This window comes from Bacillus sp. NPDC060175, from assembly GCF_042728695.1.
GTDB lineage: Bacteria > Bacillota > Bacilli > Bacillales > Bacillaceae_G > Bacillus_A.
Genome location: NZ_JBHWYR010000014.1, coordinates 42418 through 63636, shown reverse-complemented (window position 1 = coordinate 63636; position 21219 = coordinate 42418). Strand labels below are relative to the sequence as shown.

Annotated in this window: 21 protein-coding genes and 1 other annotated feature; of the genes, 3 read left to right on the top strand and 18 right to left on the bottom strand. The window is 35.4% G+C overall.

Annotated features, from left to right (window positions below):
* Nucleotides 1–24: 24 nt before the first annotated feature.
* The 4 genes from ACFWDE_RS10100 to ACFWDE_RS10085 form a co-directional block, all read right to left on the bottom strand.
* Nucleotides 25–186: a hypothetical protein gene (locus tag ACFWDE_RS10100; protein ID WP_002145479.1), complete on the bottom strand. Its 162-nt coding sequence runs from the start codon at nt 184–186 to the stop codon at nt 25–27.
* A gap of 53 nt (nt 187–239) precedes the next feature.
* Nucleotides 240–1163, bottom strand: a complete 924-nt coding sequence (locus tag ACFWDE_RS10095) for an ABC transporter ATP-binding protein (RefSeq protein ID WP_377891971.1) — start codon at nt 1161–1163, stop codon at nt 240–242.
* A 126-nt stretch (nt 1164–1289) separates the two neighbouring features.
* Nucleotides 1290–2225 carry a HAMP domain-containing histidine kinase gene (locus ACFWDE_RS10090; protein WP_377891969.1) on the bottom strand — a complete coding sequence of 312 codons (936 nt, stop codon included), beginning with the start codon at nt 2223–2225 and terminating at the stop codon, nt 1290–1292.
* A 1-nt stretch (nt 2226) separates the two neighbouring features.
* Complete coding sequence (locus tag ACFWDE_RS10085) at nt 2227–2919, bottom strand: response regulator transcription factor (protein WP_377891966.1); 693 nt, start codon at nt 2917–2919, stop codon at nt 2227–2229.
* A 169-nt stretch (nt 2920–3088) separates the two neighbouring features.
* On the opposite strand from ACFWDE_RS10085, the gene ACFWDE_RS10080 reads away from it, so the two are divergent.
* Nucleotides 3089–3262, top strand: coding sequence for a hypothetical protein (locus ACFWDE_RS10080; RefSeq protein ID WP_002015431.1), 174 nt, complete (start codon nt 3089–3091; stop codon nt 3260–3262).
* A complete protein-coding gene (locus ACFWDE_RS10075) occupies nt 3263–3457 on the top strand; it encodes a YwbE family protein (RefSeq protein ID WP_377891963.1) in 195 nt (64 codons plus the stop codon).
* 39 nt (nt 3458–3496) lie between these two features.
* Here the strand turns inward: ACFWDE_RS10075 and ACFWDE_RS10070 are convergent, their stop codons facing one another.
* On the bottom strand, nt 3497–4696 hold the full coding sequence (locus tag ACFWDE_RS10070; protein WP_377891960.1) for a class I SAM-dependent rRNA methyltransferase: 1200 nt from the start codon (nt 4694–4696) through the stop codon (nt 3497–3499).
* A 249-nt stretch (nt 4697–4945) separates the two neighbouring features.
* Between ACFWDE_RS10070 and isdG the strand changes: the two genes are divergently transcribed.
* Nucleotides 4946–5269, top strand: a complete 324-nt coding sequence (gene isdG, locus ACFWDE_RS10065; RefSeq protein WP_002112144.1) for a heme oxygenase — start codon at nt 4946–4948, stop codon at nt 5267–5269.
* Nucleotides 5270–5341: 72 nt separating this feature from the next.
* Here the strand turns inward: isdG and srtB are convergent, their stop codons facing one another.
* From srtB to zapA, 13 genes are all read right to left on the bottom strand, one after another.
* Nucleotides 5342–6106 carry a class B sortase gene (gene srtB, locus ACFWDE_RS10060; RefSeq protein ID WP_377891956.1) on the bottom strand — a complete coding sequence of 255 codons (765 nt, stop codon included), beginning with the start codon at nt 6104–6106 and terminating at the stop codon, nt 5342–5344.
* A 43-nt stretch (nt 6107–6149) separates the two neighbouring features.
* Nucleotides 6150–6920: an ABC transporter ATP-binding protein gene (locus tag ACFWDE_RS10055; RefSeq protein WP_377891953.1), complete on the bottom strand. Its 771-nt coding sequence runs from the start codon at nt 6918–6920 to the stop codon at nt 6150–6152.
* Complete coding sequence (locus ACFWDE_RS10050) at nt 6910–7893, bottom strand: FecCD family ABC transporter permease (protein ID WP_377891950.1); 984 nt, start codon at nt 7891–7893, stop codon at nt 6910–6912. The genes ACFWDE_RS10055 and ACFWDE_RS10050 overlap by 11 nt, the downstream gene beginning before the upstream one ends.
* Nucleotides 7894–7920: 27 nt before the next feature.
* Nucleotides 7921–8802 (bottom strand): heme ABC transporter substrate-binding protein IsdE, encoded by an 882-nt coding sequence (gene isdE, locus ACFWDE_RS10045; protein WP_078179641.1) that lies wholly within the window; start codon nt 8800–8802, stop codon nt 7921–7923.
* A 69-nt stretch (nt 8803–8871) separates the two neighbouring features.
* Nucleotides 8872–11730: an NEAT domain-containing protein gene (locus tag ACFWDE_RS10040; protein WP_377891946.1), complete on the bottom strand. Its 2859-nt coding sequence runs from the start codon at nt 11728–11730 to the stop codon at nt 8872–8874.
* Nucleotides 11731–11762: 32 nt separating this feature from the next.
* Nucleotides 11763–12221, bottom strand: coding sequence for an NEAT domain-containing protein (locus tag ACFWDE_RS10035; protein ID WP_377891943.1), 459 nt, complete (start codon nt 12219–12221; stop codon nt 11763–11765).
* 23 nt (nt 12222–12244) lie between these two features.
* On the bottom strand, nt 12245–12955 hold the full coding sequence (isdC, locus tag ACFWDE_RS10030) for a heme uptake protein IsdC (protein ID WP_377891941.1): 711 nt from the start codon (nt 12953–12955) through the stop codon (nt 12245–12247).
* Nucleotides 12956–13443: 488 nt separating this feature from the next.
* Nucleotides 13444–14769 carry a branched-chain amino acid transport system II carrier protein BrnQ6 gene (gene brnQ6 / locus ACFWDE_RS10025; RefSeq protein WP_377891938.1) on the bottom strand — a complete coding sequence of 442 codons (1326 nt, stop codon included), beginning with the start codon at nt 14767–14769 and terminating at the stop codon, nt 13444–13446.
* Nucleotides 14770–14887: 118 nt separating this feature from the next.
* Nucleotides 14888–15139: a binding site (T-box leader), on the bottom strand.
* 105 nt (nt 15140–15244) lie between these two features.
* Nucleotides 15245–15934 (bottom strand): 23S rRNA pseudouridine(2604) synthase RluF, encoded by a 690-nt coding sequence (locus ACFWDE_RS10020; protein ID WP_377891936.1) that lies wholly within the window; start codon nt 15932–15934, stop codon nt 15245–15247.
* Nucleotides 15935–16130: 196 nt separating this feature from the next.
* The gene (locus ACFWDE_RS10015; protein ID WP_377891933.1) at nt 16131–18491 is read right to left on the bottom strand and encodes an endonuclease MutS2; all 2361 of its coding nucleotides are present in this window, start codon (nt 18489–18491) and stop codon (nt 16131–16133) included.
* 19 nt (nt 18492–18510) lie between these two features.
* A complete protein-coding gene (gene polX / locus ACFWDE_RS10010) occupies nt 18511–20229 on the bottom strand; it encodes a DNA polymerase/3'-5' exonuclease PolX (RefSeq protein WP_377891931.1) in 1719 nt (572 codons plus the stop codon).
* Nucleotides 20230–20284: 55 nt separating this feature from the next.
* Nucleotides 20285–20824, bottom strand: a complete 540-nt coding sequence (locus tag ACFWDE_RS10005) for a CvpA family protein (RefSeq protein WP_002015450.1) — start codon at nt 20822–20824, stop codon at nt 20285–20287.
* A 2-nt stretch (nt 20825–20826) separates the two neighbouring features.
* Complete coding sequence (gene zapA / locus ACFWDE_RS10000; RefSeq protein ID WP_002112165.1) at nt 20827–21096, bottom strand: cell division protein ZapA; 270 nt, start codon at nt 21094–21096, stop codon at nt 20827–20829.
* Nucleotides 21097–21219: the final 123 nt, after the last annotated feature.

Genomic DNA, 21219 nt, shown 5'->3' with positions numbered 1-21219 from the left:
CCTCCATTACTTAAATAACTGTCTCTATGCTAATAACATTCTAATTCCGGCTGTAAATACGCTTAATATTCCTATCACTAGTAAAATTAAAACCCATTTCCGTTCTGGTTTTCTATAATATAGAATTCCACTTATGAACATTACGATAAATCCACTTACTAGATTCAGTACCAATAAATTCATCATCATAACTCCCTATCGAAATAGTTTTTCACATTCAAAATGGCAGTAGCAATCCATTAAGCATGGATTCCCTCTCCATCCATGACATTTAAGAAATACTCTTCTAAAGAGCTATGTTTTTTATTAATACTTTCAATTTCTACATCATTCATAATGAGTTCTTTTGAAATTGCCTGCTGCGTCGCCGCCACTTCATAAACACGAATCATGTTTCCACTCATTATTTTGTAATTTTTTATACCGAGTTTATCTTCTAAAATATAAGCTGCACGTTTCACATCAGGAACAGTAATTTCAATGTACTCTGTTTGTTTTCCGTTAATACTCTTCATTGAAACTTCTTTTATTAGTTTTCCATTTTGAATAACACCGATTGTATCTGCCATTTGTTCCATCTCGCCTAAAATATGACTAGAAACTAATAACGTAATGCCATATTCTTTGCAGAGCATTTTAAATAACTCTCGTAACTCTTTAATACCAATTGGATCTAAACCGTTAATCGGTTCATCTAAAATGAGTAATTCTGGCTTTGTCATGATTGCCCTTGCAATACCGAGTCGTTGTTTCATTCCTAATGAAAAATCTTTTACTTTTTTATTGTCTATGCCGTGCAGTTTCACTAAATTTAAAGCATGGTCAATTGCGTTTTTATCGTAATATCCCATATATTCACAATGTAATTCTAAGTTTTCTTTTGCCGTTAATTTATCATAAAAGATTGGATATTCAATAATTGTCCCCATTCTTTTTAATACTTCATAAGATGTGTCTGTTAACTTCTCACCGAAAATTTCAATATCACCGCTCGTCGGTTTTATTAAATTTGTAATCATTTTCATAATCGTTGTTTTACCAGCACCGTTCGGTCCTAAAAAACCGTAAATCTCTCCTTTTTTTACATGCATGTTAACGCTAGAAATAACTTCATTCCCTTTAAACACTTTCGTTAACTGGTTCGTTTTTAATATATATGTCATGTCACTTTCCCCTTTCGCACTGCTCTATATTTCTATAATAGACAACGGAAATCTCTTTTTTCTTACCCTTTCCTTACAAATTCCTTACGCTGAAAAAAAAGCTTGTAGAATCTACTTCTCTACAAGCTAAAACTGCATCTTTGTTAATACAATTGTAAAAATCGTTTTTTCATACGGCTTACTAGAAAGATGAATTTCTCCATCCATCGCTTCCACAAGCCTTTTCGTAATCGTTAACCCTAGACCGCTTCCTTGGTACAATCTATTTCTTGAATCTTCAAGTGTGTACATACGCTCAAACACTTTATCAATATGAGATTCATCAATTCCTTTTCCTTTATCCCATACGTCTATATACACACTCGTTTCATCATCTCTTAAAGTCATACCGAGTGTCTTTCCATCGTCTCCATATGTAATCGCATTTGATATTAAATTATTTAACACTCTGCCTAATACTTCTGTATTTCCAAGTACATATATATTTCTTTCTGGTATATCAATATGGATATGAAAACCTTTCGTCGTCACTAAATCATAGAAAGATAAAATCTTCTCACGGCAAACTTCATTCATATTTACTTTTGTTATCTCAATTGCCTTGTCACCAGATTCTAATTTTGCTAAATCAAAAAACTTATGAATCAGTTCCATAACTTCTAGTGTTTTCACATGCACCTTTTCAAGTAATATTTGCTGTTCTTCTTTACTTATCGTTTTATCCTTATTTAACATTTCTGTATATCCAAGAATAACTGTTAGTGGTGTTTTTAAATCATGTGAAATATTTGAAAGCATTTTTCTCATTGAAATTTCCACTTTCGCATGATCTGCATTGGTTTTCTGCTTTTCATCTAATAGATGATTAATTGCGACTAATAGTTTTTGCAATTCTGTATCATCCGTTATAATTAATAGCTTCTCACCAGTTTGTTCTTTTACAATTCGATTTAACTTCTCATACGTATAGCGTAAATTCCTACTACTATTTTTCCTAATTTTATATTGCACGTAAATAACGATAAGCAATATAATAATCACCACTGTTAAAAATACAACCATACTACATCACTTCCAACTTATAGCCGATGCCCCATAACGTTTTAATATATTCCGGATTAGATGGATCACTTTCAATTTTCTCACGCAATCTTCTCATATGAACATTAATAACGTTATCATCACCATAATATTCTTCATTCCAAACAAGCGTATATATTTGCGCTTTCGTAAAAACACGATTTTGATTCTTCACGAATAGCTTTAAAATCTCAAATTCTTTTAAAGTAAGTTTAAGCTGTCTTCCCTTTTTCTCCACAGTAAAATTAATTGGGTCAATTATTAAATCACCAATTTGAATGGCCTCATCTTTTGATTCCACAGCTGAATACTTTGTAGACCTTCGAATAGCGGCTTTTACACGTGCTGCCAATTCAATCATAGAAAATGGCTTACAAATGTAATCATCTGCTCCAAGCCCTAACCCAACAGCTTTATCAACATCTGTATCCTTCGCTGACATCATTAAAATCGGCACAGCACTTTTTTCTCGAATGATTCGCACAACCTCTAAACCATCTAACTTTGGCATCATAATATCGAGAATTATCAAATCAAATGAACCTTTAAAAAATGCGGTAACTCCTTCTTCTCCGTCAGATGCGATTGTAACTTGAAAGCCTTCTTTTACTAAATATGTTTCAACCATCTCTTGAATTGAGATGTCATCTTCAACTAATAAAATGTGATGTGACATATTTCTATCCCCTTTTTTACAAACATTAACATTTTAATTGTATCGTAACGAATGAATGCTGGAAAGAATTATATGAATTTTTAAACCAACTTCCCTTCCTTCCTTAACAATGATATGATGAAATTCACTACTATTGTTCATAATTAACTTTATATAAAGGAGACTTATCATGTCAGAAAACAAAAAAGTAAGCTTAGCTGATTTAATGCGCGAACAACTTGCAAAGAAAAAGCAAGGAAATGGAAACGGCTCAAATAATGGAAGTCAAAGTCAAGAAACGAAAAAATTACAAAACCAACAAACGAAGAAAACAAACAACCAACGTAGACGTACAGGTGTATAAATGAGCGGGCAAAAACGATCTAACGTCGCGCCAGGTCTTGCGGTTGATATTGTGTTAAAACAAGATCAACGTACAGGCAAGCTAACAAGAGGAGTTGTAAAAGATATTTTAACTAACTCACCCTCTCATCCGCACGGCATTAAAGTACGATTGCAGGACGGGCAAGTTGGCAGAGTCCAAAATATCATTCAATAAGAAAAGGAGCTCATTTAAACTTGAGCTCCTTTTTCTTTATTAACCTTTAATTTTCTCGATGAAAACTACTTTTAAATAGTCTCCTTCTTTAAATTGATCAATTGTACGGAAATCTTCTGGTAAAGAATGTTCTTCTAATATTTTATATTTACCGTTCATTTCTTTGAATGCTGTATCGATAAAGCCATTAAACTTTTTCATATCGAATGCGCTACAATTTGTAGAAGCAACGATAATACCGTTATTTTCTGTAATCGCAATTGTTTCTTTTAATAAGTTTTTATAATCTTTCGCCGCACTGAACGTATATTTTTTTGAGCGTGCAAAACTTGGAGGGTCAAGTACAACCATATCAAATTTCATCTTTTTCTTAGCAGCATATTTGAAATATAGAAATACATCTTCTACAATAATATCTTGTGCTTCGTAATCAATTTCATTTACACTAAACTGCTCGATCGTTTTACTTAAGCTACGATTTGCAAGGTCAATACTTGTTGTTTTACTTGCGCCGCCAAGTGCTGCAAATACAGAGAAAGCTCCAGTATAAGAGAACATATTTAAAACTGTTCTTCCTTTTGCATATTTATCACGAATTTGTTTTCGAACGTTACGTTGATCTAAAAATACACCAACCATCGCCCCGTCATTTAAATATACAGCAAAGTTTACACCGTTTTCTTTTACGATAAGTGGGAACTCACCGCGCTCTCCTGTTACGAAATCATCACCTTCAATGTACTTTCCTTTCGTATCAAAACGTTTTTTCTCATAAATCCCTTTGAAGTTTGCTACTTTTTGAAGCGCTGCTACAATCTCATCACGGAAAGTATAAATCCCTTCACTATACCAACTAATTACGTAATAGCCGTCATAATAATCGATAATTAAGCCACCAAGACCGTCACCATCACCGTTTACCACACGGAATGCTGTTGTATCATTTGATTTATAAAAATCTTTTCGTTTATGTAAAGCAGATTTGATTTTACTTTCAAAGAAAGATTGATTCACTTCCTCCTTCTCTTTTCTCGTTAAAATCCATCCATATCCTTTATTTTGTTTTCCATAATAGCCTTTTCCGATGAATTGGTTCTTCTCATCCACTACGTTGATGATTGTTCCTTCTTCACGTACATCATTTAAATTTTGAATAGCATCTTTTAAAATAAGTGGATATCCACTTTTAATTTCTTTTATAAATTTCGGTTTTATTTTTATAGTTACTTCGGATCGCATGTAATGTCTTCCTTTCCATTTGAATGCTTTCTAATTAGTAGGAAGCAATGTAAAAAACGAGGCTGAAAAAAAGTCTCGTTTCACTATACCATATTATTGCTTTGCTCGTACAACTAGCTCATCTTCTCGCTTAATCGAAAAAAACTTATATATTTTATCATTACCATTGACAATGATAATGATTTTCACTATCATTTAATGTATATGAAACGATGAAAATAATGATAGATTTATAGGAGGAATAAAGAAATGATTATTGTTACAAATACATCTAAAATTACGAAGGGTGACGCACATAAATTAATTGAGCGCTTTAATAAAGTAGGTAAAGTTGAAACGATGCCTGGTTTCTTAGGACTAGAAGTTCTTCTAACTGAAAATACAGTTGATTATGATGAAGTAACGATTAGCACTCGTTGGAATGCAAAAGAGGATTTCCAAGGTTGGACAAAGAGTACGGCCTTTAAAGATGCGCATTCACACCGTGGTGGATTACCAGATTTTATTATCGATAATAAAATCTCATTCTATGATGTTAAAATTGTTCGTATGCCAATTGCTGCGGCTCAATAACTTCGGTTTTAATAATTGGTATAGAAGTATGAGAAGTAATATATCTTCTCTACTTCTATACCTTTTCTTTTTTCAATTTCTTTTCACCAACTTCGCGTGCACGACTAGTCTACCAGCCTCTGGATCCAGTGCATAATCACATGTAGAAAGTGTTAAAATTTGATCATCCGCTGTCACTTTTGTATCTGTTTGATAGAGTGATCTTTCCTTAATTTTTTCTAGAAAAGATGCATAGTCCTCGTTGCTTCCAAAATCCGTTTCAATATAATAGAAATCAGTTGTCGTTGTATATACTGAAAATACTTCTACATCGTATCCTTCAAACAAAGTATCGTAATACAATTTGCGATGAGGCATGAAGAAATCTTCTTCTAACATTTTTTTTAGACTCCCAAACATAGAACCGTCTTTCATACGATGTCCGTATAGAATCGTATTTCGATTTTGAGATTTCACATCGTTACGATGATCCATGAAGATACTTCCTGCTCTCATATCCTCGCCTTTATAATTACGATACAAATAGTAATCATTATCTTTCGCTTGAACAATCGGATAATTAATTTGCGTATCATCCATCGTAATCCAACCAACTATTTCTGGATTAATTTTTTGTAAGGCTTGGAACTGTGCACGTACTGCTCCATCTGATGATTTTTCTTCCATCGGACTCCTTTGATAAATATCTTGTGCTTCAGCCATTACTTTGCGATTTTCATAGTAATCTATGAACATCCCGCCTAATTCATACACAGAGTAGAAAAAGATGCCTAAAAAAACAACTGTAAGTATTCTTTGAAAAAAGGAATTCTTTTTCTTTTCTTTCTTGCTGCTCAAAATATCACCTCAAAACGAATTGCCAAAGGGATTTAGCCGCCTGTCAAATCCCCATTGGTACCATATACGATCCTGTATCTTCATCGTGTTTCACAACGACCTCTACGCCATATATGCTCTTAATCATATCTTCTGTTACAACATCATGTGGCGTACCTTTCATAACTATTTCTCCATCCTTCATCACGATAATATGATCGCTATAACGGATTGCTTGATTAATGTCATGTAATACCATAACAATCGTTAAACCCTCTACTTCATTTAACTCTTTCACTAACTCTAATATTTCAAGCTGATAGTAAATATCTAAATACGTCGTTGGTTCGTCTAAAAACAGCATGGGCGTATTTTGCGCTAAAGTCATCGCAATCCAAACACGTTGCCTTTCTCCACCAGATAATGCGTGTATTGGCTTATCACGCTTATCTTGTAGTCTCGTACACGTCAATGCTCTTTCGATTGCTTCGCTATCCTCATCCGTTTGTGTAGAAAAAATATTTTTATATGGCATGCGCCCAAAACTCGTCAATTTCTCAACTGTAATATCTGCTGGCGCCTCATTTTGCTGATGAACGACCGCTAGCTTTCTAGCAAATTCTTTCGGCTTATACTGGCTAATAGCTTTCCCATCTAGTATTACTTCTCCACTACGGGGATTATGATTTCGCGACATAACACCTAGTAATGTTGATTTCCCACAACCATTTGGACCAATAATTGTTGTGATTTTTCCAACCTCTATCTCACTACTAACAGACTTTAAACGATCCGTTACATTATCATAAGAAAAGGTTACATTTTTAATTTCCATGAACTCGATCACCCTTTCTAAGCAAGAATATTAAGAACGGACCACCGATAACTGCCATAATCGTTGCCGCTGGAATTTCATTAGGCGGTACGATTAACCTACCGATTGTGTCTGCCGTTAAAATTAATAACGCACCTGCAAGGGCTGAAAACGGAATAAGTACTTTATGATCTGATCCAACCAGTTGCCTTGAAATATGCGGGATAAGTAATCCAACGAAAGCGATAACGCCCGCAATCGCAGTTGATACAGCTGCTAACAGGACAGCAATGGCAGAAATAATAAGGCGTACCCTTGTCACATGAAGTCCAAGGTTTTTAGCCGTTTTATCTTGTAAAGATAATAAATTACACCATGCCCCTACAAACAGTGCAAGTATAAGGCCGATTGATCCATATGTAACAAGTACTTCCACATCGCCCCATGTCTTCATCGTTATATTAGATGTTGTCGTCTGCTTAATACTTTTAATGAAATATCCGCAAATCGTAACGAAAGATTCATTTAAACCAGTAAACATCGCATTTATCGCTATACCGATCAAAATGATACGCAGCGGACTTAAACCTGATTTCCAAGAAAACGCATAAACGAGATAACAAGCAAACGCACCGCCTAAAAACGCGAATAGTGGTGTCCAGAAAAAGAACTGAGGGAATAGCGTAATGATAACAAGCGTCATAAAACTGGCCCCTGAAGATATCCCGATAACCCCAGCATCCGCAAGTGGATTTTTCATAACTGCTTGGAAAAGCACACCAGAAACAGCAAGCGCCGCTCCAGTGAAAAGTGCAATAATGATGCGCGGGAAACGTAAATCTTTAATGACTTCAACATCTTCATTTGTCCCTGTAAATATACCTTGAAAAAGATCAATGACACCTATTTCTAAACTACCTTTCACAGCGGATACAGTAGTCATAATAACTAGTAATACTGTGACGATGAAGAAACTCCAAATTTTTTTATTCATCTCAATCTTCCTTTATCTATACATGCATCATGGATACATCATTTTCTTTAATTCATCTAAGGCTTCAATAGCTGCTAAATTCCCCGTCGTTCCAAATAAGCGCTCTTCTAAATCGTACACTCTATTATTTTTAACTGCGGCAAAATGCTTCCAAATGTCGTTCGTTTTAAATTCCTTATCGAACATTTTCACAACTTCATCTGGCATACCATGCGCTGCACGTAAAATAATATCTGGATCAGCTTTTTTTAAGTACTCTGTATTAGAAGCTAAATATTCTACTTTCTCACCTTGTACTATATTTTTACCACCTAGTTGTTTTACTAAATCCCCAATATAGGAGTGTTCTGTCGCAACTAAATAACTTCCAGGTACTCCAAGTAAAATAAGGACTGTCGGTTCTTTCTTCCCTTTCACTTGTTTTTGAATGTCTGCAACTTTTTTATCGAACTTTGTTACGACTGCTTCAGCCTGTTTCTCACGCCCATATGTTTTACCCAAATCTGTAATTGAATTTTGCATGTTTTTTAAACTCGTTAAATTTAAAAAGTTTGCCTTAATGCCCGCTTCATTAAAAACTGGCTTCAACTCATATTCAAGCGTCGTAACAGATAATACTTCTGATGGTTTCATTGATTTTACTTTTTCCATATCAGGACTCATCGGATTCCCAACTTCAGGTAAACCTTTATAGCGCTTTGGCAAAGTTTTAGAACTTGTAGGAATACCTGCTAAATCTACTTCTAATGCATCCATAATTTCAGTCACAGCAACTGTCGTTGCAATAACACGTTCCTCACTACTGCTCTTTACCTTTTTTGCCGTTTCTTTTTTTGGTGATGAGCACCCAGCTATACTAAATAAAAGAATGATAGCCATGAATACACTCGTGATTTTCTTCACTCTCAATCACCACTCCTTTCGGTACAATATGAAACGAGTCTTGATGCATGAAACCATGCATCAAGACTCCAAATTTTACAGTCTACCTGCTCTATATTTACGAACTAAGAAAGCAAGTGATCCTAGTAATAACAACATATACATTCCAATCTGTGCTGTATCTGCTGTTTTTGAGTTTTTCTCTTTTTTTACATCATTCTTCACATTTTCATTTTGCTTCTTACCGTCTGCATTTCGATTAAAATCAGGATTACTGATTGTTTTTACATTGTCTACTTTCGGTGTAATCACTGGATTTTTCGGTTCATTCTTCGGATCGTTTTTCGGATCCTCTTTAATAGTTCCTACTGCACCAATATTATTTGTATCAAATTGAATTTGCACGTCGTAGAAATGATGGTAGTTCATTGAATCGATATCTACTTTTGTTTTCACATTTAATTTCGCAAATAAATCATCGATTTCAAACTCTACTACTCTCGTATTTGCATTTTTATCTTCACTCACTACTTTTGCATCAACAAATGCACCAGCACTTTCTGTTTGGAACTTCGTAATCCATGCACTATTTTTCAGTGTCATCGCAACATATTTTTTGCCATCTTTCACTGTTAATCTTGCTGGCTTTACAACGTATTGATTCATCATTGAAATCTCATCCGTTTTATCTTTTAACACTTTAAAAGTAACATCATATTGACCGTCTTTTAAATTTTTCGGATCAACTATTGTGTGCCCATTTTGATTATTATTTCCACCTTGATTATTGTTATCGTCTTGGTTGTTATTTCCACCTTGGTTATCGTTTCCACCTTGGTTGCCTAAAGCTTTAATACTACCTTTATCAAATGCGAATTGAATGTCGTAGAAATGATGGTAATTCATCGCATCAATATCAACTTTCACTTTTGCATTTAACTTTTTCGATAAGTCGTCTACTTCTACTTCCACTACTCTTGTATCTTGCTCTTTATTTGTACCTAATACTTTCGCATCGACAAACGAATTATTCTTTTCAAACTCAAACTTTGTAATCCATGAGCTATTCGTTACTGTGAAAGATACATATTTCTTACCATCTTTCACTTTTAATACACCTGGACTCTTCGTATATGTGTTCATCATTGAAATTTCGTCTGTTTTATCTTTTAGCACTTTAAAACCGATACTGTATTCACCGTCTTTAAGAGCATTGGGATCAATTGTTGTGTTATTGTCTTGGTTGTCGTTTCCGCCTTGGTTGTCGTTTCCACCTTGGTTATTGTTTCCGCCTTGGTTATTGTTTCCGCCTTGGTTATTGTTTCCGCCTTGGTTATTGTTTCCGCCTTGGTTATTGTTTCCGCCTTGGTTGTCATTTCCACCTTGGTTATTGTTTCCGCCTTGGTTGTCGTTTCCAGCTTGGTTATTGTTTCCGCCTTGGTTGTCGTTTCCACCTTGGTTATTGTTTCCGCCTTGGTTGTCGTTTCCACCTTGGTTGTCGTTTCCACCTTGGTTGTCGTTTCCACTTTGGTTGTCGTTTCCACCTTGGTTATCTAACGGCTTAATGCTATCTTTATCAAATGCAAATTGAATATCGTAGAAATGATGGTAATTCATCGCATCAATATCAACTTTCACTTTTGCATTTAACTTTTTCGATAAGTCGTCTACTTCTACTTCCACTACTCTTGTATCTTGCTCTTTATTTGTACCTAATACTTTCGCATCGACAAACGAACTATTCTTTTCAAACTCAAACTTTGTAATCCATGCACTATTCGTTAATGTAAATGATACATATTTCTTACCATCTTTTACTTTTAATACACCTGGATTTTTTGTATATGTGTTCATCATTGAAATTTCGTCTGTTTGATCTTTTAATGTTTTAAAATTGATGCTGTATTCACCATCTTTAATTGTTTCAGCATCTGGGTTCTTATTTCCATCCGGTTTTTCTACTTCCGGCTTTTTATCTTCATCCGGTTGTTTCTCTTCATTTTTAACTTGTTCAAGTTTATCTTGCTCAAATACAAGCTGTACGTCATGAGTTTGCTTGTAACCTTGCGATGCCACTTCAATAAATACTTTTGTATTTATTTTTTTTGATAAATCAGCTACTTCAAATTCTACTACTCTTGTATCTTTTTCTTTATCTTCACTCACTACTTTTGCATCAACAAATGCACCATCTTTTTCCGTTTGGAAATTTTTAATTAATGAGCTACTTTTTAGCGTTACAATTGCTTTTTTCTTACCATTTTCTACTTTCAATACCCCTGGATTTTCCATATAAGTATTCATCTTAGATTCTTCATCCGTTTGATCTTTTAATACTTTAAATGGAATGCTGTACGCACCATCTTTAATTGTGTTAGAATTTGGTTGTTGATCTGAGTCAGGCTTTTGGTCGGGCTTCTGACTTGGATCCGGATTTTCATTTGGATCTGGCTTATTAGCTGGGTCCTCTTTTTCATCTGGTTTTTCTACATGAATTGGTGTAATGCTATTTTGGTCGAATGAAATACGAATATCATAGTAATGATGATAATTAAAAGCATCAATATCAACTTTCACTTTCGCATTTAATATTTTCTCTAAATCTTCCACATCAAATTCTACTACTCTTGTATCGCTCTCTTTATCTTCACTAACTACATTTACATCAACGAATTGACTACCTTTTTCTGTTTCAAACTTCGTAATCCATGAGCTATGCGTTAACGTAAAGGATACTTTCTTTTTCCCATCCTTCACCTTCAAAGTCCCAGGGCTTACAGAATATTGATTCATCATTGATTCTTCATCTGATGTATCTTTCAAAACTTTAAAACCAATTGAATACTCATCGTCAGCTAATTGGGTAGCTGCTTGAACTGCAAGTGGTTGTAGTGTCGACACGAATGTGAATATCGTTAAAAACATTGCAACGACAATTTTAAAATATCTGTTCAATAGAATGACTCTCCTTTTTGAAAAATTTCCAATTATTTAATACTGTTCCCATCAAATACAAAACGAATATCATATGAAGCGTTATAATTAATAATTGGGATATTAATTTTCACCTTGCCTTTTAGTTTTTCTGACAAGTCAGCAACTTCAAATTCTACTACTCTAGTATTCTCTTTTTTGTTTTCACTTAAGACTGTTGTTTCTAAGAATTGACCATCTTTTTCTACTTGAAAACTTTTAATAGAAGCACTATCTTTCACTTTAAATGAAACATATTGTTTTCCATTTTTAACGGTTAATTTTGCTGGGCTTTCAAAATAACTATTCATTCTAGATGATTCATCTTTATCGCCTTTCCACACAGTAAAAGCAATATTATATTTTCCATCAGCTAGTTGTGTAGCAGCTTTTGCATCTTGTAAACCTAGTGTTGCTATAAACGTAAATAAGACAGCAAATACGGCAATAATCATTTTAAATTGTTTAAACATATATTCATCGCCCTTCCAAAGATTTATTTACTTAACTTCACTTTACGAACTAAGAAAATACCTGAGATTAAAACTAACGCTGCAAATAATCCAATGCGAGCATCATCACCTGTTTTTGGGTTATCTGTTTTTTCAGCCTTTCCACTTTCATTTGTTCCTTTATTTGCATCTTTATTTGTTGCTTTGCTCTCTTCTTTCTTTTTCTCTTCTTTTACTTGGCCATCTTTTTTAGTTTGATCATCAGTTTTTGTTACACCAGCTACACCTTTATCGCCACCTACAGCTTTTACATTCGCATCAAATGCAAAGCGAACTGTGTAATGATGGTCGTAGTTTGCACTTGGTACAACAACATGAATTTTTACTCCTAACGGTTTAGATAAATCATCAACTTTAAATTCAACCGTTCTTTTATCTGCCGCTTCGTCTTTGCTAATTACTTTTGAATCAACGAAATTACCATTCTCTGGTGCTTTAAATTCTGTAATCCAAGCACTATGATTCATTGGAACTTGTACTCTCATCTCACCATTTTTCACAATTAACTTAGCTGGTTTTTCAAAATAATCATTTGCCATTGAAGCTGAATCATCTTCCGCCTTTTTGATAACGTAGTTAATATCGTAAGTACCGTCAGCTAATTTTGCTGAAGCTTGTCCAGATGGCATTACGAGAAAAGCTAGCATACATACTAACGTTATAATAAATGCGGATAATACTGAAAACTTTCTCATTTTGCTTACTTCCTCCTTGTTTATCTTTCGTTTTATAATTTGAAAATGATAATTATTCTCAATTTATAAGAAAAAAATAATCTCTTCTACCTTTATTTAATTGTCATTACTTTATGTAATATAAGTATCGTTGATTATCATTCTCACTAGAGGTCAAAAAATATAATATCCCTCAATATTCCCTATAAAAAGCAATCTAAAATAATTTAATCACTTTACTGATTATCATTCTCAACAGGCTACAAAAAAAATAAACTACCTATTCTACTGTTCCATCACCCCTTCTTCAAAAATGATATAGTCATAGAAAACCTCTTCCCTTGCCCCCGTCACTTCCCTTCCAACATTTCCACGACTAAGTCAATCTTAGCCTAATGCTAATTTTTTTGTCAACTATATTATGTATAAAATTTTTAATATCTAAATTTCTCTATATGCGGCTTTCCCTACAAAAAAAGAGACTTTCTTTCATAGAAAGCCTCTTTTCTCTATTTTTCTACAACAATCTCTTGCTTTTGAAACTTAGAAACTATATAACCAATTCCTATACCAATCATACCTGGAACTAACCAGCCAATCCCTACACTATATAATGGAAGCTTATCTAGAATAGGTGCTAATGCTGCAATTTGCAGATTCGCATTGTGCAATCCATCAAAGAAGCTAATTGCAAATGCTCCTACAATACCGCCTACATACATTGCTAATGGAAGACGAACGTAATTTTCAACGAGTGATAATACGATAAGTACGATACCAATTGGATAAATTGCAATTAAAATTGGTAATGCTAATGCGTTTAACTGTGTTAAACCAAGATTTGCTACCATAAATGCTAATACACAGAAAATGAAAATGACTTTTTGATAAGAAAGCTTTGGTAATAACGAAGAGAAATATTCCCCACAAGCTGCAACAATACCTACAGAAGTTGTTAAACATGCTGCTGTAATTGCGATACCTAGTAATAATGTTCCGTAGCTACCAAATAAATGATTCACGACGTTTGTTAAAATAATTCCTCCGTTTGCTCCCATTCCAAGTGAAACACTAGAAGCTCCAAGGTAAGCAAGTGCTAAATAAACAAGAAGTAAACCAAGTGCTGCAATGAATCCTGCAAAGATCGTTACTTTCGCAATGCTATTCTTATTTGTAATACCTTTTGCTTTTAAAGCATTAATGACAACATTTCCGAAAACAAGTGCTGCTAATCCATCTAAAGTTAAATATCCATCAATAAAACCTTTAAAGAGCGGGGCACTATATGCTTCTGTCGGTGCACCAAATTCTCCAATTGGTGTAATAAGTGCTTTACCTACAATAATTGCAATAACACCTAACAAAATTGGAGTTAACACTTTACCGATGCGTCCCACTAATTTCGATGGGTTTAAAGCTAAATAGAAAGTTACTGCAAAGTAAATAAGTGTAAAGATAACAAGTGGATATGATTGACCAGCTATTTCACTTGGTAAAAACGGTGCAACACTCATTTCGTAAGCAACTGTTCCTGTACGTGGAACACTTACGAATACGCCTAAACATAAATAAATTGCAGTAATGAAAATTAGCGCGAATACAGGATGTACACGTCCTGCTAATTCATTAATATCTCCCTTTAGAGCTATAACAATAACCCCTAATAAAGGCAGTCCTACACCTGTTACGATAAAGCCAAATAACGCGATCCATACATCTGTTCCAGCACCTTGTCCTAATGCTGGTGGGAAAATCATATTACCTGCACCGAAAAATAGTGCAAATAACATTAAACTTATTGCAAACATCTCAGAAAACTTTAAAGATGATTTCATTTCTACTAACCCCCTAATTAATTGTTTGATTAACAAAATATTCTGAATTAAAATCCGTCACATATCCTCTTTCAAGCATACTTCCCCGTAAAAGAACGCAAAAAACACCCGTCCCTAACAAAGGGACGAGTGTTGAAATCGTGGTTCCACCCTTATTCTAATAAAATGAATTTATAACGAAATAAGCTCATTCTATAGCTCGTGTAAATTGATAACGGTTTCATCCGCCAAGAATTACAATGCATCATGCAGTTCACTCTTGAAGTTTAGAGGTGGTAAGTTTGTCTTTCCGTATTAGGAAGCTCACAGCCTAAGGCTTCCCTCTCTGAGAATCGTCAAAAACAACTCATGTCCTCATCATTACTTTTATAAAATATCTTGTCGAAACTTGTTGTTTTTTATTATATGGGCTATTTTCTAAAAAATCAATAGTTTTATTTTTTCTGAAAAAAATATAGGGAGAAAACTTTTCTCCCTATAACTGCCCTATTAATATTTCTAATTCCTCAGGTGTAACACTCCGCCATTTTCCTACTTCAAGCTCATTTAGCTCTATATTCATAATGCGCACTCGCTTTAACTTTGTTACAGTAAACCCGAAAGCACGGCTCATTCTACGAATTTGCCTGTTCATCCCTTGTGTTAAAACGATGCGAAATGTTGACTGATCGACTCTTGTCACTTTACATGGCTTCGTCATTCCACCTTTAATCTTTACACCGCTGGACATCTCATCAATAAACCAATCTGTAAAAGGTTTATCGACCGTCACAACATATTCTTTCTCATGCTCATGATCTCCGTGTAAAATTTGATTCGCAATCGCGCCATCATTCGTTAATAAAATAAGTCCCTCTGATGCCTTATCTAATCGCCCTACAGGAAAAATTCTCTCTGGATAATTGATATAATCAATAATATTATCTTCAATATGATCGGCTGCTGTACAAGTAATTCCGACTGGTTTATGAAAGGCGATATACACCTTTTCTTTCTCTTCTTTTTCAATAACCTGTCCATCAATCGTTACAATATCACCATCGCTCACGAGTGCACCGTGCGTACATATTTCGCCGTTAATAGCCACGCGGCCCGCTTTAATAAGACGGTCTGTTTCGCGTCTTGAGCAAGATTTTGCTTCGCTTATGTATTGGTTGATTTTCATGTTTTATTCCTTTTCTTATAGATTAAAAGCGTCAATCCATGGCAATATCATTATGCCAAGATTGACGCTCCTTCACTTCGCAAAAACAACTAAATAAATAACCCCAATCACCAAAAATATTCCGCAACAAGCTAACAATACTTTTGCAAGTTTGTCCATAAACATATAATGGTTTCCCCTTTTGTTTGGTTGTTTGCTATTTTAATTCGACGACTGTTACGCCTAGGCCTCCCTCGCCCATGTCACCGTAACGGTAATTCTTCACACCACGGTGCTTCTTCAAGTAATCTTGTACACCTTGGCGAAGCGCTCCCGTACCTTTACCGTGAATAATCGATACGCGAGGATAGCTCGCAAGCTGTGCATCGTCTAAATATTTTTCAACGCGCATCATTGCATCTTCATAACGTTCGCCGCGAAGGTCAAGCTCTAACGACACGTGATAATCTCTACCCTTCACACTTGCGACTGCTTTTTTCTCTGTTTGCTTCGGTGTATTAATGTATTCCATATTGGATTCTTTCACTTTCATCTTCAGAATACCAATTTGTACGCTCCACTCTGTATCACTTACTTTTTCAAGCAATTGACCTTTTTGACCGAACGTTAACACTTTTACTTCATCGCCTGCACGTAATTGTTGTTTTGGCGCCGTGTTTTTCACGTTTACTTTTTGTTTCTTCACAAGCTCTGGCGCTGCCCCTTCTAGACGGCTCTTCGCTTCAATAAGCTCGTGGTCTTTCACATTTACAAGCTGTGCTTTACGCAATTGACGAAGTTCGTGAATAATGCCTTCTGCTTCTTTCTTCGCAGCTTCGACTTTTTCTTCCCCTTCTTTTTGCGCTTTTAATAATCGCTCATCACGATCATCGTTAAATTCAATAATTTGACGTTGTAATTCGCGATGAAGTTTTTCAGATTGCTTACGATGTTCTTCCGCTTCTTTTCGTTCGCGTTCTGCATTTTTTTGGCTTTCTTCTAGCTTTGCAATCATATTTTCGATTTTGTTCGTATCTGTACTAATATGGTTACGAGCGCGATCAATAACGCGATCAGACAAACCAAGACGCTTCGAAATTTCAAAGGCGTTACTACGTCCTGGTACACCGATTAATAATTTGTACGTTGGGCTTAATGTATTCACATCGAACTCAACGCTCGCATTAATAACTTGCTCACGATTGTATCCATATGCTTTTAATTCTGGGTAATGCGTCGTTGCAACAACGCGAGCACCGCGGTTACATACTTCATCCAAAATTGAAATTGCAAGTGCAGCCCCTTCTTGCGGATCTGTCCCAGCACCTAATTCATCAAATAGGACTAAACTTTCAAAATCAGCTTTTTCTAAAATATCTACAATGTTTACCATATGAGAAGAGAATGTACTTAAATTTTGTTCAATCGATTGCTCATCACCGATATCAGCAAAGATGTTTTTAAATACACATATCTCTGATTCATCCATTACCGGAATATGAAGACCCGATTGCGCCATTAAGACACAAATACCGACTGTTTTAAGTGTAACTGTTTTACCACCTGTATTCGGTCCTGTAATAACGATTGTTGTAAAGTCTTTACCAAGCATAATGTTATTTGGCACGATAATTTCCGGATCAATAAGCGGATGGCGTGCTTGTTTTAAATCCATGTAGCGTTCATTATTTACGATTGGCTTCGTCGCTTTAATTCGCTTCGCATAAAGAGCTTTCGCAAAAATAAAATCAAGATTTGCAACTACTTCTACGTTCGATAAAACGATATCAGCTTCCACTGCTACTTCTTCTGTTAACATCATTAAAATGCGTTCTACTTCTTGTTTTTCTTTCACACGTGCTTCTTGCAGTGCGTTATTTAGTTCCACAATTACTTGCGGCTCGATAAATAATGTTTGTCCAGAAGCCGATTGGTCATGAACAATACCGCCATATACGCCGCGATATTCTTGTTTTACTGGAATTACGTAACGGTCGTTACGTATTGTCACAATTGCATCTGATAACATTTTTTGTGCGTTTGAAGAACGCGTCATGTTTTCTAATTTTTCACGAATACGGCTTTCCGCAGTACGAATTTGGTTACGAATACCACGCAATTTGTCACTTGCGCTATCGACTACTTCACCGCCGTCACCGATACAATTTGTAATTTTCTTTTCTAAATCATATAAAGATATAATTTGCGCAACATGTCCTTCTAGAATTGGAAGCTCTACGCCATTCTCAGCCATGTCTTCAATAAATCGTTTCATCTGGCGGCTACCATACATCGTACTTGCGATTTCGATTAACTCATGCGGACTTAACATACTCCCAATTTTCGCACGCTTAACATTTGAGCGAATATCAGAAATCCCTCCAAGTGGTACATGTCCTTTTAAACGGATAACTTTCGCTGCCTCATCCGTTGTTTCTTGCAGTTCCACAATTTCTTCAAAATCTGTGCTTGGCACTAAATTCTTCACCTTGTCACGACCAAGTGAAGATGCTGTATGTTCAAGTAATTGTTCTTTTACTTTATTGTATTCTAATACACGCAACGTTCTTTCTAACATGTTGCAGGTCCCCCTTGTGTTACTTATTACGTTTAATATAGTCTAATAAACGTTCAATATCCCATGTGTTAATCACGTTATCTTTTTGAATCCAACCTTTACGCGCTGCTGCTACACCTGTTTCCATATCTTCTAACATTTCAAGTGTATGGGCATCCGTATTAATCGCTACTTTTACACCAGCATCTTGTGCTTGTTTTAATAATTTCGCACTTAAATCTAGACGGTTTGGATTTGCATTTAATTCTAAAACTGTATTTGTTTCTTTTGCGAGTTGGATTAATAAATCTGTATCTACATCGTAACCCTCACGACGCCCAAGAAGACGTCCTGTCGGATGGGCAATCATTGTGACATGCTTATTCTCAAGTGCAGTGCGAAGACGTTTCATAATCGTTTCACGGTCTTGTGAGAAGCTAGAATGAATTGCACCGATTACATAATCCAATTCTGCTAATACTTCATCATCAAAATCAAGTGTTGCATTTGGTAAAATGTCCATTTCGATCCCGCGCAAAATTGTAATGTCTGGATACTTTTCATTCATACGTTCAATTTCTTTCGCTTGTTCACGAAGGCGCTCTTTCGTTAAACCGTTCGCTACTTTCAAGTATTGCGAGTGATCAGTAATTGCCATAAATTTATATCCACGAGCGCGGCACGCTTGTACCATTTCCTCAATTGAAAAGGCACCGTCACTCCATGTTGTATGCATATGTAAATCACCTTGTATATGAGAGAACTGAATTAAGTTCGGATACTCTTTAATTAATTCAATTTCTTTTCCATCTTCACGCACTTCTGGTGGGATGAATGGAAGGCCAAAGTGGGCGAAGAATGCTTCTTCTGTTTCGAATGTTTTCACTTCACCTGTCTCTAAGATTTCCACACCATATTCACTAATTTTCTCGCCTCTATCTTTCGCGATTTGGCGCATTTTTACGTTATGGTCTTTTGATCCTGTGAAATGGTGAAGAGTTGTAATAAACTCTTCTGGTTTTACTAAGCGGAAATCAATTGAAATATCATATTCATATTGAAGACGAACAGACACTTTCGTATCGCCACTTGCAATCACTTCAATCATATTATCAAATTGTAGTAAATGTTCACGTACTACTGCTGGCTCTGTCGTTGCAATGATGAAATCTAAATCTTTCACTGTCTCACGAACACGGCGTAAACTACCAGCACGTGAGAAACGAATTATTTCAGCAACATTCGACAATTTCTCCTCTATTTCCCCGGCAATAGGCAATACCATCGCAATTGGTAACCTCTCTGGACGAGAGCCTACTTGATCAATGGCTTCTAATATTTTCTCTTCTGTTTTCTTACCGAATCCCGCTAAAGCTTGTACTTTATTTTCTTCACAAACAGCTTTTAACGTTTCCATATCAACAACACCAAGTTCTTTGTATAACTTGGCCACCTTCTTACCACCAAGGCCTGGTAGTTTTAATAGTGGTAATAAACTGCTTGGTACTTCTTTTTCAAGTTCTTGTAGTACTTCAGATGTTCCCGATTCTATATATTCTTGAATAACTGCTGCCGTTCCTTTTCCGATACCTGGAATCTTTGTGAAATCTTCAATTTCAGAAAGACTACGGTCATCACTTTCTAGTGCTGCCGCCGCTTTACGGAATGCAGATATTTTAAATGGATTCGCGCCCTTCAGTTCCATAAACAGGCCGATTGTCTCTAGTAATTTGATAACTTGTTTTTTATTCACTTTCATCATTGCCCCGCCTTTCTTTCATAGAAAAAAACTTCTCTTTCCGAAAAAAGAGAAGTTACACTCTGCTACCTGTCTGCCATAGTTCCTTCACCTTTTCAGAAAGAATCGGTGTATCGTCTACAATTATTTTGCTAATTGATGATTTTTGTAATGGTGTTTGTATTTGTTCAATTGGAAGAATTGATCCAACGATAATTAAGACAAACAGAATGATATACACTTCTAAAAAGCCAAGAAGTGCCCCAGCAACCGCATTGACTTGCTTTAAAACTGGGATTTCTGCAAACATATTCAGTAAATTACCAAGTAGTGAAAGTGCGATTTTTGTAATAATAAATAATACAATAAACGCAATTGCTTGATAGAAGACACCCTCAATATTATTCGCATCTATCCATTCTGGAACAGAAACATTCTTATCAAATGGATACGGAATAATTTTCGCAAGTGCTGGCGCTAAATCTTTACAATACCAGTATGCAACGAGGTATGCGATAATAAAGCTTGTTAACTTTACAAGTTGCAAAATAAATCCTCTGCGTAAACCGAGGAAGAATCCCATAACAAGCAATAAAATGATAATAATATCAATCATGTTTATTCAATTCCTTTTTGTGTCATACTTTCTTTCAATTTCTCATGTTCTTCTTTTAATTTTATGTAATCGTGTATGACGTTTACCGCCGTCAATACCGCTAGTCTACTCGTATCAAGCGAAGGATTCTTGGCATTGAGTTCGCGCATTTTATCATCCACAATCGCTGCTACCATGCGGATATGACTTGTACTTTCATCGCCAACAACTGAATATTGTTGACCATATATTTCTACATTAATTCGACTTTTATTTCCCTTTTGTTGTGACAACTCACCGGCCTCCAATCACGTACAGAATCCTAAAGTTTATCATACCATGAACCATCATAATATGGAAACAGAAAGAACAATCCGATATGATAAAAATAACAACATAAAAAAGGAGCGACCATT